At 71.7% G+C, this 15,796-nt stretch carries 19 protein-coding genes and 1 tRNA gene; 18 read left to right on the top strand and 2 right to left on the bottom strand.

Annotation, left to right across the window (positions count from 1 at the left end; genetic code table 11):
* Positions 1-6 precede the first annotated feature (6 nt).
* From AB3M81_RS18220 to AB3M81_RS18135, 18 genes are all read left to right on the top strand, one after another.
* Positions 7-861 carry a segregation and condensation protein A gene (locus AB3M81_RS18220; protein ID WP_412905360.1) on the top strand — a complete coding sequence of 285 codons (855 nt, stop codon included), beginning with the start codon at positions 7-9 and terminating at the stop codon, positions 859-861.
* Positions 848-1,525: an SMC-Scp complex subunit ScpB gene (gene scpB, locus AB3M81_RS18215; RefSeq protein WP_412905359.1), complete on the top strand. Its 678-nt coding sequence runs from the start codon at positions 848-850 to the stop codon at positions 1,523-1,525. The genes AB3M81_RS18220 and scpB overlap by 14 nt, the downstream gene beginning before the upstream one ends.
* Complete coding sequence (locus tag AB3M81_RS18210; protein WP_412905358.1) at positions 1,512-2,246, top strand: pseudouridine synthase; 735 nt, start codon at positions 1,512-1,514, stop codon at positions 2,244-2,246. The genes scpB and AB3M81_RS18210 overlap by 14 nt, the downstream gene beginning before the upstream one ends.
* Positions 2,243-3,304 (top strand): prephenate dehydrogenase, encoded by a 1,062-nt coding sequence (locus AB3M81_RS18205; RefSeq protein WP_412905357.1) that lies wholly within the window; start codon positions 2,243-2,245, stop codon positions 3,302-3,304. Before AB3M81_RS18210 ends, AB3M81_RS18205 begins: the two co-directional genes overlap by 4 nt.
* Positions 3,305-3,314: 10 nt before the next feature.
* Entirely contained in the window at positions 3,315-3,968 is a 654-nt protein-coding gene (gene cmk / locus AB3M81_RS18200) for a (d)CMP kinase (RefSeq protein WP_412905356.1), read from the top strand.
* A 163-nt stretch (positions 3,969-4,131) separates the two neighbouring features.
* Positions 4,132-4,587: a 30S ribosomal protein S16 gene (rpsP, locus tag AB3M81_RS18195; protein WP_412905355.1), complete on the top strand. Its 456-nt coding sequence runs from the start codon at positions 4,132-4,134 to the stop codon at positions 4,585-4,587.
* A 14-nt stretch (positions 4,588-4,601) separates the two neighbouring features.
* A complete protein-coding gene (locus tag AB3M81_RS18190) occupies positions 4,602-4,841 on the top strand; it encodes an RNA-binding protein (RefSeq protein ID WP_412905374.1) in 240 nt (79 codons plus the stop codon).
* A gap of 5 nt (positions 4,842-4,846) precedes the next feature.
* Positions 4,847-5,362 (top strand): ribosome maturation factor RimM, encoded by a 516-nt coding sequence (gene rimM, locus AB3M81_RS18185; protein ID WP_412905354.1) that lies wholly within the window; start codon positions 4,847-4,849, stop codon positions 5,360-5,362.
* Complete coding sequence (gene trmD, locus AB3M81_RS18180; protein ID WP_412905353.1) at positions 5,362-6,051, top strand: tRNA (guanosine(37)-N1)-methyltransferase TrmD; 690 nt, start codon at positions 5,362-5,364, stop codon at positions 6,049-6,051. Before rimM ends, trmD begins: the two co-directional genes overlap by 1 nt.
* A 116-nt stretch (positions 6,052-6,167) precedes the next feature.
* Positions 6,168-7,397, top strand: a complete 1,230-nt coding sequence (locus AB3M81_RS18175; protein WP_412905352.1) for an ammonium transporter — start codon at positions 6,168-6,170, stop codon at positions 7,395-7,397.
* 260 nt (positions 7,398-7,657) lie between these two features.
* Positions 7,658-8,008, top strand: coding sequence for a 50S ribosomal protein L19 (gene rplS, locus AB3M81_RS18170; protein WP_412905351.1), 351 nt, complete (start codon positions 7,658-7,660; stop codon positions 8,006-8,008).
* A gap of 68 nt (positions 8,009-8,076) precedes the next feature.
* Entirely contained in the window at positions 8,077-8,742 is a 666-nt protein-coding gene (lepB, locus tag AB3M81_RS18165; protein ID WP_412905350.1) for a signal peptidase I, read from the top strand.
* Positions 8,743-8,784: 42 nt separating this feature from the next.
* A complete protein-coding gene (gene lepB, locus AB3M81_RS18160; protein WP_412905349.1) occupies positions 8,785-9,441 on the top strand; it encodes a signal peptidase I in 657 nt (218 codons plus the stop codon).
* Positions 9,438-10,160, top strand: a complete 723-nt coding sequence (gene rnhB, locus AB3M81_RS18155; protein WP_412905348.1) for a ribonuclease HII — start codon at positions 9,438-9,440, stop codon at positions 10,158-10,160. Before lepB (AB3M81_RS18160) ends, rnhB begins: the two co-directional genes overlap by 4 nt.
* Positions 10,157-10,462, top strand: a complete 306-nt coding sequence (locus tag AB3M81_RS18150; RefSeq protein ID WP_412905347.1) for a DUF2469 domain-containing protein — start codon at positions 10,157-10,159, stop codon at positions 10,460-10,462. Before rnhB ends, AB3M81_RS18150 begins: the two co-directional genes overlap by 4 nt.
* Before the next feature lie 4 nt (positions 10,463-10,466).
* Positions 10,467-11,846 carry an MFS transporter gene (locus AB3M81_RS18145; RefSeq protein WP_412905346.1) on the top strand — a complete coding sequence of 460 codons (1,380 nt, stop codon included), beginning with the start codon at positions 10,467-10,469 and terminating at the stop codon, positions 11,844-11,846.
* Between the two features lie 14 nt (positions 11,847-11,860).
* Positions 11,861-11,937, top strand: a tRNA-Met gene (locus AB3M81_RS18140).
* Positions 11,938-12,139: 202 nt separating this feature from the next.
* Complete coding sequence (locus tag AB3M81_RS18135) at positions 12,140-14,704, top strand: Ig-like domain repeat protein (protein WP_412905345.1); 2,565 nt, start codon at positions 12,140-12,142, stop codon at positions 14,702-14,704.
* Positions 14,705-14,718: 14 nt separating this feature from the next.
* Here the strand turns inward: AB3M81_RS18135 and AB3M81_RS18130 are convergent, their stop codons facing one another.
* Together AB3M81_RS18130 and AB3M81_RS18125 are read right to left on the bottom strand one after the other, a co-directional pair.
* Positions 14,719-15,303 carry a phosphatase PAP2 family protein gene (locus AB3M81_RS18130; protein WP_412905344.1) on the bottom strand — a complete coding sequence of 195 codons (585 nt, stop codon included), beginning with the start codon at positions 15,301-15,303 and terminating at the stop codon, positions 14,719-14,721.
* A 66-nt stretch (positions 15,304-15,369) separates the two neighbouring features.
* A complete protein-coding gene (locus tag AB3M81_RS18125; RefSeq protein ID WP_412905343.1) occupies positions 15,370-15,711 on the bottom strand; it encodes a DUF1330 domain-containing protein in 342 nt (113 codons plus the stop codon).
* Between the last annotated feature and the right edge of the window lie 85 nt (positions 15,712-15,796).

Here is a 15,796-nt window from a genome sequence, read left to right as displayed (position 1 = left end):
GTCGCGGTGTCCGTCACCGAGCCGGCGCCCGCCGAGTCCGCCGAGGCCGGGTTCTCGGTCTCGCTGGGCAACTTCGAGGGCCCGTTCGACCTGCTGCTGCAGCTCATCGCGAAGCACCAGCTGGACATCACCGAGGTTGCCCTGTCCGTCGTCACGTCCGACTTCATCGCGTACACGCGCGAGCTCGAGGACGACCTCGAGCAGACCACGCACTTCCTGCTCGTCGCGGCCACACTGCTCGACCTCAAGACGGCGCGCCTGCTGCCGCAGGCCGAGGTGGAGGACGAGGAGGACCTGGCGCTGCTCGAGGCCCGGGACCTGCTGTTCGCCCGGCTCATGCAGTACCGCGCGTTCAAGTCCGTCGCCGCGATCCTGGCCGAGCGGTACGAGAACGCGCTGCTGCGCCACCCGCGGGCCGTGACCCTCGAGCCGCGCTTCGCGACGCTGCTGCCCGAGGTCGAGATCCGCGCGACGCCGCAGGACCTCGCCGAGCTGGCGGCCGGCGCGCTCGCGCCCAAGCAGCCGCCGCTCGTGTCGCTGGCGCACCTGCACGCACCGGCGGTCAGCGTGCGCGAGCAGGCCCACCTCGTCGTCGACCGGCTGCGCCGCGAGCGGTCGCTGACGTTCCGTGCGCTCGTGCAGGACGCGCCGGACGGCCAGACCAAGGTGGCGCGGTTCCTGTCCCTGCTCGAGCTGTTCCGCGAGGGCATGCTGGCGTTCGAGCAGGCCGTCCCGCTGGGCGAGCTGACGGTGCGCTGGACGGGCAGCGACGAGGGCGACATCGACGTGGGCGACGAGTTCGACGAGCCCGCGCCGCAGGACGAGACCGAGACGACCGGAAGTGACGATGACCGAGACTGACGACCAGGTGCCCGAGGGCACGGACGCGATCGACGAGCGACCCCCGGTCGCGCTGCGTCCCGCGCTCGAGGCCGTCCTCATGATCGCCGACGAGCCGCTGGACCACCTCGTCCTCGCGCAGGCCGTGGGACACCCGCCGGCCGACGTCCAGCAGGCGCTGCGCGAGCTGGCCACCGAGTACGCCGAGCAGGGCCGCGGCTTCGAGCTGCGCGAGCTGGCGGGCGGCTGGCGCTTCTACAGCCGCGAGGAGTACGCCGACGTCGTGGCCGCCTTCGTGCTCGAGGGCCAGCAGGCCAAGCTCAGCCAAGCCGCGCTCGAGACGCTCGCGGTCGTCGCGTACCGCCAGCCGATCAGCCGCTCGCGCATCTCGGCGATCCGCGGCGTCAACGTCGACGGCGTCGTGCGCACGCTCGTCACCCGCGGGCTCATCGTCGAGCTGGGCAACGACGCCGAGACCGGCGCGGTCCTCTACGGGACCACCACCTACTTCCTCGAGCGCATGGGGCTGAGCGGTCTCGACGAGCTGCCGCCGCTCGCGCCGATGCTGCCCGAGCTCGACGACCTCGACGGCGAGCTTGAGCGCGTCGCGCAGGAGACCGTCGAGAAGGAGGCCGTGCCGCAGGAGCCGGCCGCCGACGCGAGCGCGGGCGATGCCCGTGAGTGAGCCGATCCGCCTGCAGAAGGCGCTCGCGCAGGCGGGCGTCGCCAGCCGCCGCCGCTGCGAGGAGCTCATGGCGACCGGCCGCGTCGAGGTCAACGGCGAGGTCGTCACCCAGATGGGCGCTCGCGTCGACCCGGCCACCGACGTCATCCGCGTGGACGGCGTCCGCATCCCGCCGCCGTCCGAGCACGCCTACGTCCTGCTCAACAAGCCGCGGGGCGTCGTGTGCTCGATGGCCGACGAGCAGGGCCGCCCCGACCTGTCCGGCCTGCTCGCCGACCGCGACGACCGGCTGTTCCACGTCGGCCGCCTCGACACCGACACGTCGGGGCTGCTGATCCTGACCAACGACGGCGACCTGGCGCACCAGCTGGCGCACCCGTCGTTCGAGGTGACCAAGACCTACGTCGCCCTGGTCGAGGGCACCGTCGCCCCCGCGATCGGGCGGACGCTGCTCGGGGGAGTGGAGCTCGAGGACGGGGTGACGAAGGTCGACCGGTTCGTCGTCCGCGACCGCAGCCGTGGCCGGAGCCTCGTCGAGCTCGACCTGCACAGCGGCAAGAACCGCATCGTCCGCCGGCTGCTGGCCGCCGTCGGACACCCCGTGATCGAGCTGACCCGCACGGCCTTCGGCCCGCTGCGCCTGGGCGACCTGCGGGTAGGGGCCATGCGCGACCTGTCGCGTGACGAGCTCGGCGCGCTCTTCGATAGCGTGGAGGCATGAGTGCGCCGTCCGATGCCGTCGTGCCCGGACCGGTCCTCGTCATCGGCTGCGGCCTGATCGGCACCTCCGTCGCCCTCGCCCTGCGCGACCGTGACGTCGAGGTCCACCTGCGCGACGCCCGGCCCTCGAACGTCGAGCTCGCGGTCTCGGTCGGCGCCGGCACGGCCGACCCGGTGGACGCTCCCGCGCTCGTCGTCGTGGCCGTCCCGCCGTCCGCCGTCGTCGAGACCGTCCGCGCCGCGCTCACGGAGTTCCCGGGCGCCGTTGTGACCGACGTCGCCAGCGTCAAGGGCGCGATCTGTGCCGAGGTCACCGACCCGCGCTTCGTCGGCAGCCACCCCATGGCGGGCAAGGAGCGCTCCGGCCCGATGGCCGCCTCCGGCCTGCTGTTCGAGGGCCGCGCGTGGGCCGTGGTCCCGTCCGAGGACACCGATCCCGCCGCGATCGAGGTCGTCGAGCGCATGGCGGCGTCGTTCGGCGCCGTCACGCGGCGCATGGACGCCGCATCCCACGACCGCGCCGTCGCCCTCGTCTCGCACGTGCCGCACCTGGTCTCGGCGCTCACCGCGGGCCTGCTCACCGAGGCGCCCGGCGACGACCTGCTGCTGGCCGGCCAGGGCCTGCGCGACGTCATCCGCATCGCCGGCAGCGACCGCGGCCTGTGGGTCGACATCATCGGCAGCAACGCCCGCCAGGTCGGCGACATCCTCGACGACCTCGCCGTGCGCCTCGACGAGCTGCGCGCGGCCGTCCGCTCGGCCGACGGCTCCGTCGCGTCGCACCTCGACCGCGGCCGCGCCGGGGTCCAGCGCGTCCCCGGCAAGCACGGTGCCCACCCCACCGCCGTCGAGGGCGTCTTCGTCTCGATCGACGACACGCCCGGCGAGCTCTCGCGCCTGTTCGCCGACATCGGCGACGCGGGCGTCAACATCGAGGACATGCGCATCGACCACGAGCTCGGCCGCATGGTCGGCATCGTCGAGGTCGTGGTCCGCGCGGGCGTCGCCGACGACCTGCACACCGCACTGATCGAACGCGGCTGGGCCGCGTTCCGCTGAGGAGACATCCGTGACCCACGTCATCGCCATCGACGGGCCCTCGGGCTCGGGCAAGTCCAGCACCTCGCGCGGGGTGGCCACCAAGCTGGGGTACGCGTACCTCGACACGGGCGCCATGTACCGCGCGATGACGTGGGCGATGCTGCAGCGGGGGATCGACGTGAACGACGCCGACGCCGTCGCGGCCGCCGCGGCGGACGTGACGCTGACCTCGGGCACCGACCCGCAGGACCCGACGATCCACGCCGACGGCGTCGACGTCTCCGAGCCGATCCGCGGCGACGAGGTGACCGCGGCCGTCAGCCCGGTCGCGACGGTGCCGCAGGTCCGCCAGCAGCTCGTCGACCTGCAGCGCGAGCTCATCGCCGGTGCCGCGGACGGCATCGTGGTGGAGGGGCGTGACATCGGCACGGTGGTGGCGCCCGACGCGAGCCTGAAGGTCTACCTCGTCGCCGATCCCGTGGCCCGCGCGCAGCGCCGCGCCCTCGAACTGGGGGTGGAGGACGCCGAGGCGATGCGCCAGGCCCTGGCCCGCCGCGACGCGATCGACTCGACCCGCAAGACCGCGCCGCTGGCCCAGGCCGACGACGCCGTCGTGGTCGACGGCACGCACCTGACGCTCGACGAGGTCATCGACCACATCGTCGGCCTCGCGCAGCGCTGACACGGGTTGGAGCCGCGGGGCCACGTCTGGCAGAATGGGTGATTGCGTCCGGAACGCGCGGCCCTCTCACCGCTCGTGCCCGGCCCCACGACGATGACCGGCATGCCCCACACGCCTGGTCGGAATCACCCACAGATCGACACATCAAGGAGACACCACACTCGTGGCAGTCAAGATTCGCCTCAAGCGGATGGGCAAGATCCGCACGCCGTTCTACCGCATCGTCGTCGCCGACAGCCGCACCAAGCGTGACGGCCGCGTGATCGAGGAGATCGGCACGTACAACCCCAAGACGGAGCCCTCGACGATCCACGTCGACTCCGAGCGCGCCCAGTACTGGCTCGGCGTCGGCGCGCAGCCGACCGAGTCGGTCGCCGCGATCCTCAAGCTCACCGGCGACATCGGTGGCGAGAGCTCCCTCAAGCAGCCCGAGCCCAAGGCCGACAAGGCCGAGGCGTTCCAGGCCGCGCTGAAGGACCTGCACGCCGAGCCGAAGAAGTCGGCCACCACGTCGAAGGCCAAGAAGGACAAGGCCGAGGACGAGGCGCCCGCCGCCGAGCAGGCCGAGGCTCCCGCCGAGGAGACCCCCGCCGAGGACGCGAAGGCCGACGAGGCCTGATCGTGGCCGCACCCATGCAGGAGGTCGTCGAGCACCTCGTCGCCGGCATCGTCGAGCACCCTGACGAGGTCACGGTCCGCACCAAGCAGACCCGTGGCGGCGAGCTGTTCGAGGTCCGCGTGAACCCCAGCGACCTCGGCAAGGTCATCGGCAGGCAGGGCCGCACGGCCACGGCGATCCGCACCGTCGCGTCGGCGATCGCCGGCCGCGGCGGCGCGCGGATCGACTTCGTGGACGTCGACCGCCGCCGCTGACCGACATGCGTGTCGTCGTCGGCCGGATCGGCCGTGCCCACGGCATCCGTGGCGACCTGTCCGTCGACCCCAGGACCGACGAGCCCGAGAAGCGCTTCGCGCCGGGCTCGTCGGTCCTGTGTCGTGACCGGGTCCTGACGGTCGCGGCCGTCCGCCCGCACTCGGGCAAGCTCCTCGTGACGTTCGACGAGGTCCCCGACCGCACCGCCGCCGAGCAGCTGCACGGCGCCGTGCTCGAGGTCGAGGTCGACCCGGCCGACGTCCCCGACGAGGACGACGCCTTCTACGACCACCAGCTCGTGGGGCTGAGGGTCCTGGTGGACGGCACCGAGCGCGGCACCGTGCTCGAGGTGCTGCACCTGCCCGCCCACGACTCCCTGCTGCTCGCCGTCGACGGCCGGCGCGTGCAGGTCCCGTTCGTCGAGGCGATCGTGCCCGATGTCGACCTGGCCGCCGGAACGCTCACCGTGCTGGACCGGCCGGGCCTGCTGAACCCCGAGGAAGCCGACGAGGCCCGCTAGTGCGCATCGACGCCCTCTCGATCTTCCCCGACTACTTCTCCCCGCTGGACCTGTCGCTGCCGGGCAAGGCGCGACGGTCCGGCCTCGTCGACTTCCGCGCGCACGACCTGCGCGACTGGACCCACGACCGTCACCGCACGGTCGACGACACCCCCTACGGCGGCGGCGCCGGCATGGTCATGCGCCCCGAGCCGTGGGGCGAGGCGCTCGACGCCGTGTGCACCGATGCCGCGGTCGTCATCGTCACCACGCCCTCGGGCAAGCCGTTCACGCATGCCGACGCCGTGCGCCTGTCGCAGGCCGAGCAGCTCGTGTTCGCGTGCGGCCGCTACGAGGGCATCGACCAGCGCGTCCTCGACCACGCCGGCGAGCGCTGGCACCTCGAGGAGATCTCGCTCGGCGACTTCGTCGTGAACGGAGGCGAGGTCGCCGCCCTGGCGATCATCGAGGCCGTCGTGCGTCTGCTGCCCGGATTCATGGGCAACCCCGAGTCCCTCGCCGAGGAGTCCCACGCCGACGGGCTGCTCGAGTACCCCGTCTACACCAAGCCCGCGCAGTGGCGCGGCCTCGACGTCCCCGACGTCCTGCTCTCGGGCGACCACGGGCGCATCGCCGCGTGGCGCCGCGAGCAGTCGCAGCTCCGGACGGCGCAGCGTCGTCCGGATTTAACCCGCGACCGCGTCGAGTAACACGCTCGTAACGGCTGGGGTGCCGTCACGTAATCGCAGGTCAGCAGGATCGGTGACGCGCCGAGGCAAGGGAGCCCGGGCGCTTCCCACGAGTTACCTACTGCGAAGAGGTTGATATGGAACCCGGGACGATCTGGCTGCTGATCTGCGCAGCCCTTGTTCTCTTCATGACGCCGGGGCTGGCGTTCTTCTACGGCGGCCTCGTCAAGGCCCAGAGCGTCATCTCGATGATGATGCTGAGCTTCGGCGCCATGGGTCTGGTGTTCGTGCTGTGGATCCTCTACGGCTCGAACATGACCACGATCGGGGACGGCGACTGGATCTCGGGCTGGCTCGGCAACCCGTTCTCGGACTTCGCGCTGCAGGACCTGGCCACCGGCGACGGCGCCTCGGCCCTGGCCGGCGTCGCGTTCGCCTCGACGTTCGCGGTCATCACGACCGCCCTGATCTCCGGTGCGGTCGCCGACCGTGCGCGCTTCTTCCCGTGGATGCTGTTCGCGGGCCTGTGGGCGACGATCGTCTACTTCCCGTCGCAGGGCTGGGTGTGGGGCCTCGACGGCGAGGGCAACCTCTCGGGCTGGATCGGCAAGCTGACGATCGGCGACGCGGCTCCCATCGACTGGGCCGGTGGCACGGTCGTCCACATCAGCGCCGGTGCCGCCGCGCTCGCCCTGGCGATCGTGCTGGGCAAGCGCTCGATCGGCTTCGCCAAGGAGTCGGCCGAGCCGCACAACGTGCCCCTCGTCCTGATCGGCGCCGCGATCCTGTGGTTCGGCTGGTTCGGCTTCAACACCGGCGCCGCGACGGACGTCAACACCGGCGCGCTGATCTTCCTCAACACGATCGCCGCTCCGGCGGCCGGCATCATCGGCTACATCGTCGTCGAGCACTTCAAGGACGGGAAGCCGACCGCCGTCGGCGCCGCCTCGGGCATCGTCGCCGGCTTGGTCGCCATCACGCCGGCCTGCGCCAACCTGACGCCGTTCTGGGCGATCGTCCTGGGCCTGGTCGCCGGTGCGCTGTGCTGCTTCGCGATCGATCTCAAGTACAAGCTCGGCTACGACGACTCGCTCGACGTGGTGGGCCTGCACCTGGTCGCCGGCCTGCTGGGCTGCCTCTACCTGGGCTTCTTCGCCACGGACACGGGCCTGTTCACGGGCGGCAACCTCGACCAGCTGATCGCGCAGATCATCCCGTCGGTCGTCGTCGCGGTGTTCTCCTTCGCGGTGGCCTTCGGCCTGGGCAAGGCGATCGACGCCACCGTCGGCTTCCGCGTCACCGAGGAGGAGGAGGTCGCCGGCCTGGACAACGTCCTGCACGGCGGCGCCGCCTACAAGTTCGACTGACGGTGGTCGAGTAGCTCGGCGAGGAACGAGCCGGCGTATCGAGACCACATCTGGATCTCGATACGCGGCTCGTTCCTCGCCGCTACTCGATCGCCGGTGGCGCCCCGCTCCCGATTTCGTCGGGGGCGGGGCGCTGTGGCATCATTGACTGTTGGTGCCGGACGGCTCTGCCACGAGGGAGTCCCCATGCAGCACCACACACATTCTTCGTAGCAACACCGACATCCGCAGGTGACTTGTGGCACCGGCGAGGAGAGACCATGACGAACGTCATCGACCAGATCGCAGCCCAGAGCAAGCGCGACGACGTCCCCGAGTTCCGCGCTGGCGACACCCTCAAGGTGCACGTCAACATCGTCGAGGGCAACCGCTCGCGTGTGCAGCTGTTCCAGGGCGTCTGCATCAAGGTGCAGGGCTCGGGCATCGGCCGCACCTTCACGGTCCGCAAGGTCAGCTTCGGCGTCGGCGTCGAGCGCACGTTCCCGGTCCACTCGCCCGTGATCGAGAAGATCGAGGTCGCGACCCGCGGTGACGTCCGTCGCGCCAAGCTGTACTACCTGCGCAACCTGCGCGGCAAGGCCGCCAAGATCAAGGAGAAGCGCGACGTCTGATCGCCCCTCCTCGCCGCCCCCGCCCGGATTTCGGGCGGGGGCGTCGTCGTTCACCTAGGCTCGCGGGCGTGACGAAGCCGCGCCGCCGCCGCGTCCCCTGGTGGCTGGAGATCCCGCTCGCGCTGGCCCTCGCGCTGGGCTGCGCCCTGGTGGTGACGACCTGGTTCGTGCAGGCGTTCGTCATCCCGTCGAGCTCGATGCGGCCCACGCTCGTGAAGCACGACCGCATCGTCGTGGAGAAGTGGTCCACGTGGTCCGGCCTGCCCGAGCGCGGCGACGTCGTGGTGTTCCGCGACCCGGGGGAGTGGCTGGACGAGCAGGAGAGGGTGTCCGTCTTGCGACGGCTGACGCAGGAGCTGGGACTGGCGCCCAAGGGCGGGCACCTGGTCAAGCGCGTCATCGGCCTGCCGGGCGACGAGGTGCGCTGCTGCGACGCGCGGGGACGCACGCTCGTGAACGGGCGCGCGATCGATGAGCCCTACCTCGCCGACGCGACGGCCAACGCCGACGTGACCTTCCAGGTGACCGTGCCCCGCGACCGGCTCTGGGTCGAGGGGGACAACCGGGGCGACTCGGAGGACTCGCGCCTGCAGATGGACGGACCGTCGGGCGGCTTCGTGCCGGTCGACCACGTCGTCGGGCGCGTGTGGTCGCGGGTCTGGCCGCTCGGGCGCTTCGGGCCGCCGGCCGCCACGCGAGCCTTCGACGACGTTCCGGCGCCGGCGAAGGGCTGAGTCCTGCGCCGAACCCGATGGGCCAGCCGCTAGGCTCTTCGGGTGTCCGAGGAGAAGCGCCAGTTGCCCCTGTGGCAGGAGTCCCTCCTCCTCGTCGCGACGGCCCTCGTGCTGGCGCTGATCGTCAAGACCTTCTTCTTCCAGGCCTTCTACATCCCGTCGGACTCGATGGTCCCGACGATGGTCAAGAACGACAAGCTGCTCGTGCAGAAGTGGTCGTACTGGACGGGCGGCCCCGAGCGTGGTGACATCGTGGTGTTCCGCGATCCGGGCAACTGGCTGGGTCCGGACGAGTCCGCCGCCGACGGCAACGCGATCCAGGACGCCCTCGAGGTCGTGGGACTGTTCCCGTCGGGTGGACACCTGATCAAGCGCGTCGTGGGCGTGGGTGGCGACACCGTCAAGTGCTGCGACGCGCAGGGCCGTACGACGGTCAACGGTGTGGGGATCGACGAGCCGTACCTGAAGGACAAGAGCGTGAACGCCGACCAGACCTTCGAGGTGAAGGTGCCGCAGGGCTACCTGTGGGTGCAGGGGGACAACCGGGGCAACTCGGCGGACTCGCGCGCGCACCTGGGCCAGCCCGGCGGCGGGTTCATCGCCGAGGACGACGTGGTCGGCAAGGCGTGGCTGCGCGTGTGGCCGCTCGACCGGTTCGGCCTCATTCCGGGCACGGACGCCTTCGACGAGGTGCCATGAGCACCGCGCCGTCCCTGCGCATCGAGCGCCGGCTCCTGCGGGAGGGGCGCGTCGCTCTCGCGTGCGCCGACGAGGTCGGCCGCGGAGCCCTGTGCGGGCCCGTGACGATCGGCGTCGTCGTCGTGACGGAGCAGACCCGCACCGCGCCGCAGGGCGTCCGCGACAGCAAGCTGCTGACGCCGGCGGCCCGCGAGGCGCTCGTCCCCAAGATCCGCCGCTGGGCTCCGGTCCACGGCGTCGGGCACGCGAGTCCCGCCGAGATCGACCAGTACGGGATCATCGCCGCCATGCGGCTGGCGGGGCACCGCGCCCTCGCGCAGCTGGCGACGCAACCCGACGCCGTGCTGCTCGACGGCAACCACGACTACCTCAGCGTGCCCGAGCAGTCCGCGCTGTTCGGCCCGCCGGACCTGCGTGACGACCTGCCGCCCGTCACCACGATGATCAAGGCCGACATGAAGTGCGCCGCGGTCGCGGCCGCCAGCATCCTGGCCAAGACGGCACGCGACGCGATCCTCGTCGAGCTCGCCGCCGAGCACCCGCAGTACGGCTGGGAGCTCAACAAGGGCTACTCCGCGCCCGAGCACATCGCCGCGCTCGCCGAGCACGGACCGACGGTCCACCACCGTCGCTCGTGGTCGCTGCCGGGCTGCACCCCGAGCCCCGAGACGGTGGTTACGATGGCCGACACGACGACGCGAGAGGCGGTGGCCGGGTGAGCGCCGAGGACCTGGAGCGGTACGAGAACGAGATGGAGCTCGCGCTCTACCGTGAGTACCGCGACGTCGTCTCGATCTTCAAGTACGTCGTCGAGACCGACCGCCGGCTGTACCTGTGCAACGCCGTCGACGTGAAGGTGCGCTCGGAGTCCGGCGACGCGTACTTCGAGGTGACGATGGCCGACGCGTGGGTGTGGGACATCTACCGTCCCGCGCGCTTCGCGAAGAACGTCAAGGTGCTGACGTTCAAGGACGTCAACGTCGAGGAGTTGCAGGACTCCGACGTCAAGCTGCCGGGCTGACCCCGTGTCCTCCCCGGTCGCACCGCGTGACGGAGCGAGGGTCTTCGGTCACGTCCTGCTCAACACGCTCGTCGCGAACGTCACGACGAGCTTCCTGTGGTTCGCGCTGACGTTCTGGGTCTACCTCGAGACGCGGTCCGTGCTCGCCACGGGCGTGGTGGGCGGCGCGTACATGCTCATGCTGGCGCTGTTCGCGATGCTGTTCGGCACGATCGTCGACCGCCACCTGAAGCGCGACGTGCTGGTCGGCTCGAGCGTCGTCACGATGGCCTCGTTCGCGGTCGCGGGCCTGATGTACGCCGTCGTGGGCCCGGCGGCGATCGTCGACATGTCCGGGCCGTGGTTCTGGCTGTTCGCCGGCATCGTGCTGTTCGGCTCGGTCGTCGAGAGCATGCGCAACATCACGCTGTCGACCCTCGTGACGCTGCTCGTGCCCGCTGACCGGCGGGACCGCGCGAACGGGCTCGTCGGCACGGTGCAGGGCCTCGCGTTCATCGTCACGAGCGTCTTCAGTGGGCTGGCGATCGGCCAGCTCGGGATGGGCTGGACGCTCGTCGTCGCGAACGTGCTGACCCTGCTGACGGTGCTGCACCTGTTCTTCGTCCGGATCCCCGAGGAGCGCCCTGAGGCGACGGGGGAGCATGCGCCGAGAGTCGACGTGCGCGGCGCGCTCACGGCGATCCACCAGGTCCCCGGCCTGTTCGCGCTCATCGTCTTCACGACGTTCAACAACCTCATCTCGGGCGTGTTCATGGCGCTCATGGACCCGTACGGCCTGACGCTGTTCAGCGTCGAGTGGTGGGGGATCGTGTTCGGCATCGGCTCGACCGGCTTCATCATCGGCGGGCTCGTCATCGCCCGCTTCGGGCTCGGCGCGAACCCCATCCGGACGATGCTCCTGGTCGTGGCGGTGCTCGGCGTCATCAACGCGACGTTCACGATCCGCGAGTGGCCGTGGCTGTGCATCCTGGGCATCTGGGTGTTCCTGCTGCTGATGCCGGCGGTCGAGGCCGCCGAGCAGACGGTGATCCAGCGCGTCGTGCCGTTCACCAGCCAGGGCCGCGTCTTCGGCTTCGCCCAGGCCTTCGAGTCCGCCGCGGCTCCCGTCACCTCGTTCCTGATCGCCCCGATCGCCGAGTTCTGGGTCATCCCGTACCTGGAGACCGACGAGGGAGCCGACCGGTGGGCGTGGCTCGTGGGGCACGGCGACGCCCGCGGCATCGCGCTCGTGTTCTTCTTCGCCGGCGCCATCATGGTCGTGGCATCGCTCGCCGTGTTCGGCACTCGGTCCTACCGCCTGCTGTCCGACCGGTATCGCGCCGGCGAGGGTGAGCCCGCGCACATCGGGGACCCCGGGTTTGGGTCGACCGAAACCCTCCGGTAATGTTGTTCTCGCAACGCGGGGTGGAGCAGTTCGGTAGCTCGCTGGGCTCATAACCCAGAGGTCGCAGGTTCAAATCCTGCCCCCGCTACCACGAAGATCAGGCCCGGAATCCACTGGATTCCGGGCCTGATGCTTGTCGGGCCGGGTGAGGCACGTCATGCGCGCTCACAGCTGCAACCTGAGGTGTTCCCGGGACAGGGGAGGTCCGGCCGACCTAGTCTTGCGGAGGCCTTGGCTCGGATCCCGTCCCCTCGCGACGCGAACACCAGGTCGTCGTCTCTCGGGAGTCCTCGATGCATCGTCATGCCGTCTCGCGCGTCCGGCCGTGGAGCGCGGTGCTCGCGCTCCTCGCCCTCGTGGCCTCGACCTTCGCGGTCGCCGTCAGCCCGGCCGGAGCGGCCGAGCCCGACCCGCTGCCGCGGGTGCTGCTGCTGGGCTACGAGCGCGCGGACTACATGATCGACGTGCAGGACCAGCTGACCAGGTCCGGCGCGTTCGCCGAGGTCGCCACGCTGACTCCGTCCAACGGCTGCACCTTCACCGATCCGACGGTGGAGGAGCTCGACCAGTACGACGCGGTGCTGCTGTGGACCGACTGCGCCCTCGCCGACCCGGCCCGGCTGGGTGACCGGCTCGCGGACTACGTCGACCACGGCGGGCGGCTCGTGGTCAGCACCTTCGCGACCTCGACCTCCTACGGCCCGCAGGGACGCATCGTGTCCGGCGGCTACCTGCCGTACGTCTTCGACAGCTATCGCAGCGGCGAGCCCGCCTCGCTCGAGGCCGAGCTGGCGGACCACCCGCTGCTCGCCGGCGTGACCACCTTCCGGGGCGGTGCCTCCAGCTACCGCGGCACCGGCATGACGTTGGCCGAGGGTGCGACGCAGGTGGCCCGCTGGAGCACCGGCGAGCCGCTCGTCGGCTTCAAGGACGAGGTCGTCGTCGTCAACTTCTTCCCGCCGTCGAGCGCCATCCGGGCCGACTTCTGGGACGCCTCGACCGACGGCACCCGGCTCCTGGTCAACGCGCTGACCAGCTCGCTGGAGTACGCGCCGAGCCTCACGAGCGCCGCGTCCGCCGACTTCACCGCCGGGGAGGCCGGCTCGTTCACCGTCAAGGCGACGGGTCACCCGAAGCCGGCGATCACGTCGACCGGCGCGCTGCCGGACGGCATCACGCTCACCGACCGTGGCAACGGCACGGCGACGCTGGCCGGCACGCCCGCGCCCGGCACCGGCGGCCAGTACTCGCTCGCCCTGACCGCGGCGAACGGCATCGGCGACGACGCGAGCCAGACCCTGGACGTGACGGTGAACGAGGCGCCCGCCGTCTCGAGCGTGCCCTCGGCCGGCTTCACCGTGGGCGAGGCCGGGTCCTTCGCCGTGACCACGACCGCCGGGTACCCGGCGAAGACCACGCTCACCCAGACGGGCGACCTGCCTGCCGGCATGAGCTTCACCGACAACGGCGACGGCACCGCGACGGTGTCGGGCACGCCCGCCGACGGCTCCGCCGGCAGCTACCCGATCACCGTCACGGCGGCGAACGCCGTCCTGTCGTCCAGCCAGACGCTGACGCTCACGGTCGCGAAGGTCTCGCAGGCGGTCGCGTTCACGTCGACCGCGCCGACGGCCGCCGTCGTGGGCCAGACCTACGAGGTCACCGCGACGGGCGGCGCCTCGGCGAACCCCGTCGTCCTCGCGATCCACGAGGATGCGGCCGGCGTGTGCTCGCTCGACGGCAACCGGGTGACGTTCCGCCACCCGGGCTCGTGCGTGATCGTCGCCGACCAGTCCGGTGACGGCCGGTACGCCGCGGCGACCGCCAGCCAGACCGTGGCCGTCACGGCCGCCGCCACCACGACCGACCTCAAGGTCACGGGCGAGCGCCTCACCGCGACCGTCACGCCGAAGGCCCCCGGCGCCGGCACCCCCACCGGCTCGGTGACCTTCTCGGTCGACGGCACGGCGGTCGGCACCGCGCCGCTCGTCGACGGCGTCGCCACCCTCGCCCACCGGCTCCCGGCGGGCAAGGCGCGCGCCGTCGCGGCGACCTACTCCGGCGACGCGGATTACACGGGCTCGTCGGGCTCCACGGCCCGCCGGGATCCCACGATCACCGCGAAGGTCTCCAGCGCTCGGGCGAAGTCGCGCCACGGCTGGTACCGCACGGCGGTCACCGTGACGTTCCGCTGCACCACCGCGGGCGCGCAGCTCAGCGCCCCGTGCCCGAAGCCGGTCACGCTGTCGGCCAACCGCGCCGGCCAGTCGGTCACGCGGACGATCCTCGCCGAGGACGGCGGCGCGGCCACCGTCACCGTCTCGGGCATCAACGTGGACCGCGGCGCCCCGCGCGTCTCGATCAAGGGCGTCAAGCGCGGCGCGACGTACCCCGGCCAGGCGCCCAAGGCGCGCTGCGCGAGCGCGGACGGCGTGTCCGGCGTCGCGCGGTGCCGCGTCACCAAGCGCGTCAAGGGCGAGTCCGTGACGGTCCGGGCGACCGCGACCGATCGCGCCGGCAACACCCGCACGACCACGGCCCGGTACACGGTCGCGCGCTTCTACGTGGCCGGGGCGCCGTTCCGCAACGGCGCCTACCAGGTGCGCGACGGCCACACCTATGCCGTGGTCGCGCTGACCACCGGCACGGCCCGCCCGCAGTACTTCAACGCCGCCCTGCGTGGTTCGACGCCGACGGCGTCGGGCAGCTTCCTGCGCCGCGCCGGCAAGCAGGGCGGCCTGGTCCGTCACACGCTGCCCGTGCGAATCGACCGAGGCATGAGCCGCCGCGGCGACTGGGTCCTGGGCGTCAAGGTCGGCAACACACTGCACCGGATCCCGGTGCACGTCCGCCGCTGACGCATTGGGTCACGTCATGCGGATCGGTCGCTCAGGCGGCCGATCCGCATGACGGACAGGCGCAGGCCCGCCGCCACGCCGACGCCGAGTGCGGTCCCGGCGAGCGCGTCGGAGGGCCAGTGCGCGCCCTGATGGACGCGCACGAGCGACGAGGCCGTCGTCAGCGCGGCCACCGGCAGGGTCACCGGGGGAGCGGCGCGGCAGACCAGGTAAGCCGCCGCGGCGGCGAGCGCCGCGTGACCTGATGGGAACGACGGTCCCTCGACGGGCGCGTCGTCGCGCAGGACGGTCGGCGTCTCGTACAGCGGGCGCGGCCGCTGGAGGACCTTCTTCACCGCCACCTCGACGCCCTTCGAGGCGGGCAGGGACAGGAACGCGGCGACCGCCTCCCGCCGGCGGCCCGCGAGCCACAGCGCCGCGCCGACCAGCGGTGGCGCCCAGGGCGTCCCGACCTGCTGGGGAAGACGGTGCAGGCGCGTGTCCGGCCACTCGTTGACGACGCCGAACAGGCGCAGCTCGGGGCCACGCGGCGTGCCGCGGAACGCCACGGCCGATGCCAGGAACGCGACGGCGCCGCACGCGGCGACCGTCGCGTCCACGTCCCGCCGTGCTCGCCCTCCCCGCATGACCTCATGGTCGGGCGGGCGGCGGGCGGGCGCATCCGCTCAGGGGAGCAGCGTCGCGAGCTTGTCGACGGCGCGGTAGCCCGCCGGCACTCCCTCGACGATGCACGTCACGGAGTCGGAGTGCTCGGTGCGCAGCGGCAGGATCGCCCGGTAGGCGTCCGAGTCGTACCAGGCGCGGGCGGCGTCGGCGCCCGGGAACTCGATGATGACGAGGTCGCCGTCCCACTCGCCCTCGATCGGCGTCAGGGCGCCGCCGTGGACGATGAACCGGCCACCGTACGGCTCGAGCGTCGCGTCGATGCGCTCGATGTACTCGACGATCTCGGCGCCGAGGTCGACGCTGCGCAGGTGGGCGATGGCGTAGGCGGGATGCGTGCTCATGGTGGTCTCCGTTCGGTCGGGGTGATGGCCCGATCCCACCGCGCCGGCCGGGCCCGAGTCGATGACCTCGGAGGTCATGGCGACG

The organism is Aeromicrobium jepli, from assembly GCF_047246605.1.
Taxonomy (GTDB): Bacteria; Actinomycetota; Actinomycetes; order Propionibacteriales; family Nocardioidaceae; genus Aeromicrobium.
The sequence above is the reverse complement of the archived record's forward strand: the minus strand, read 5'-3'. Positions and strand labels throughout refer to the sequence as shown.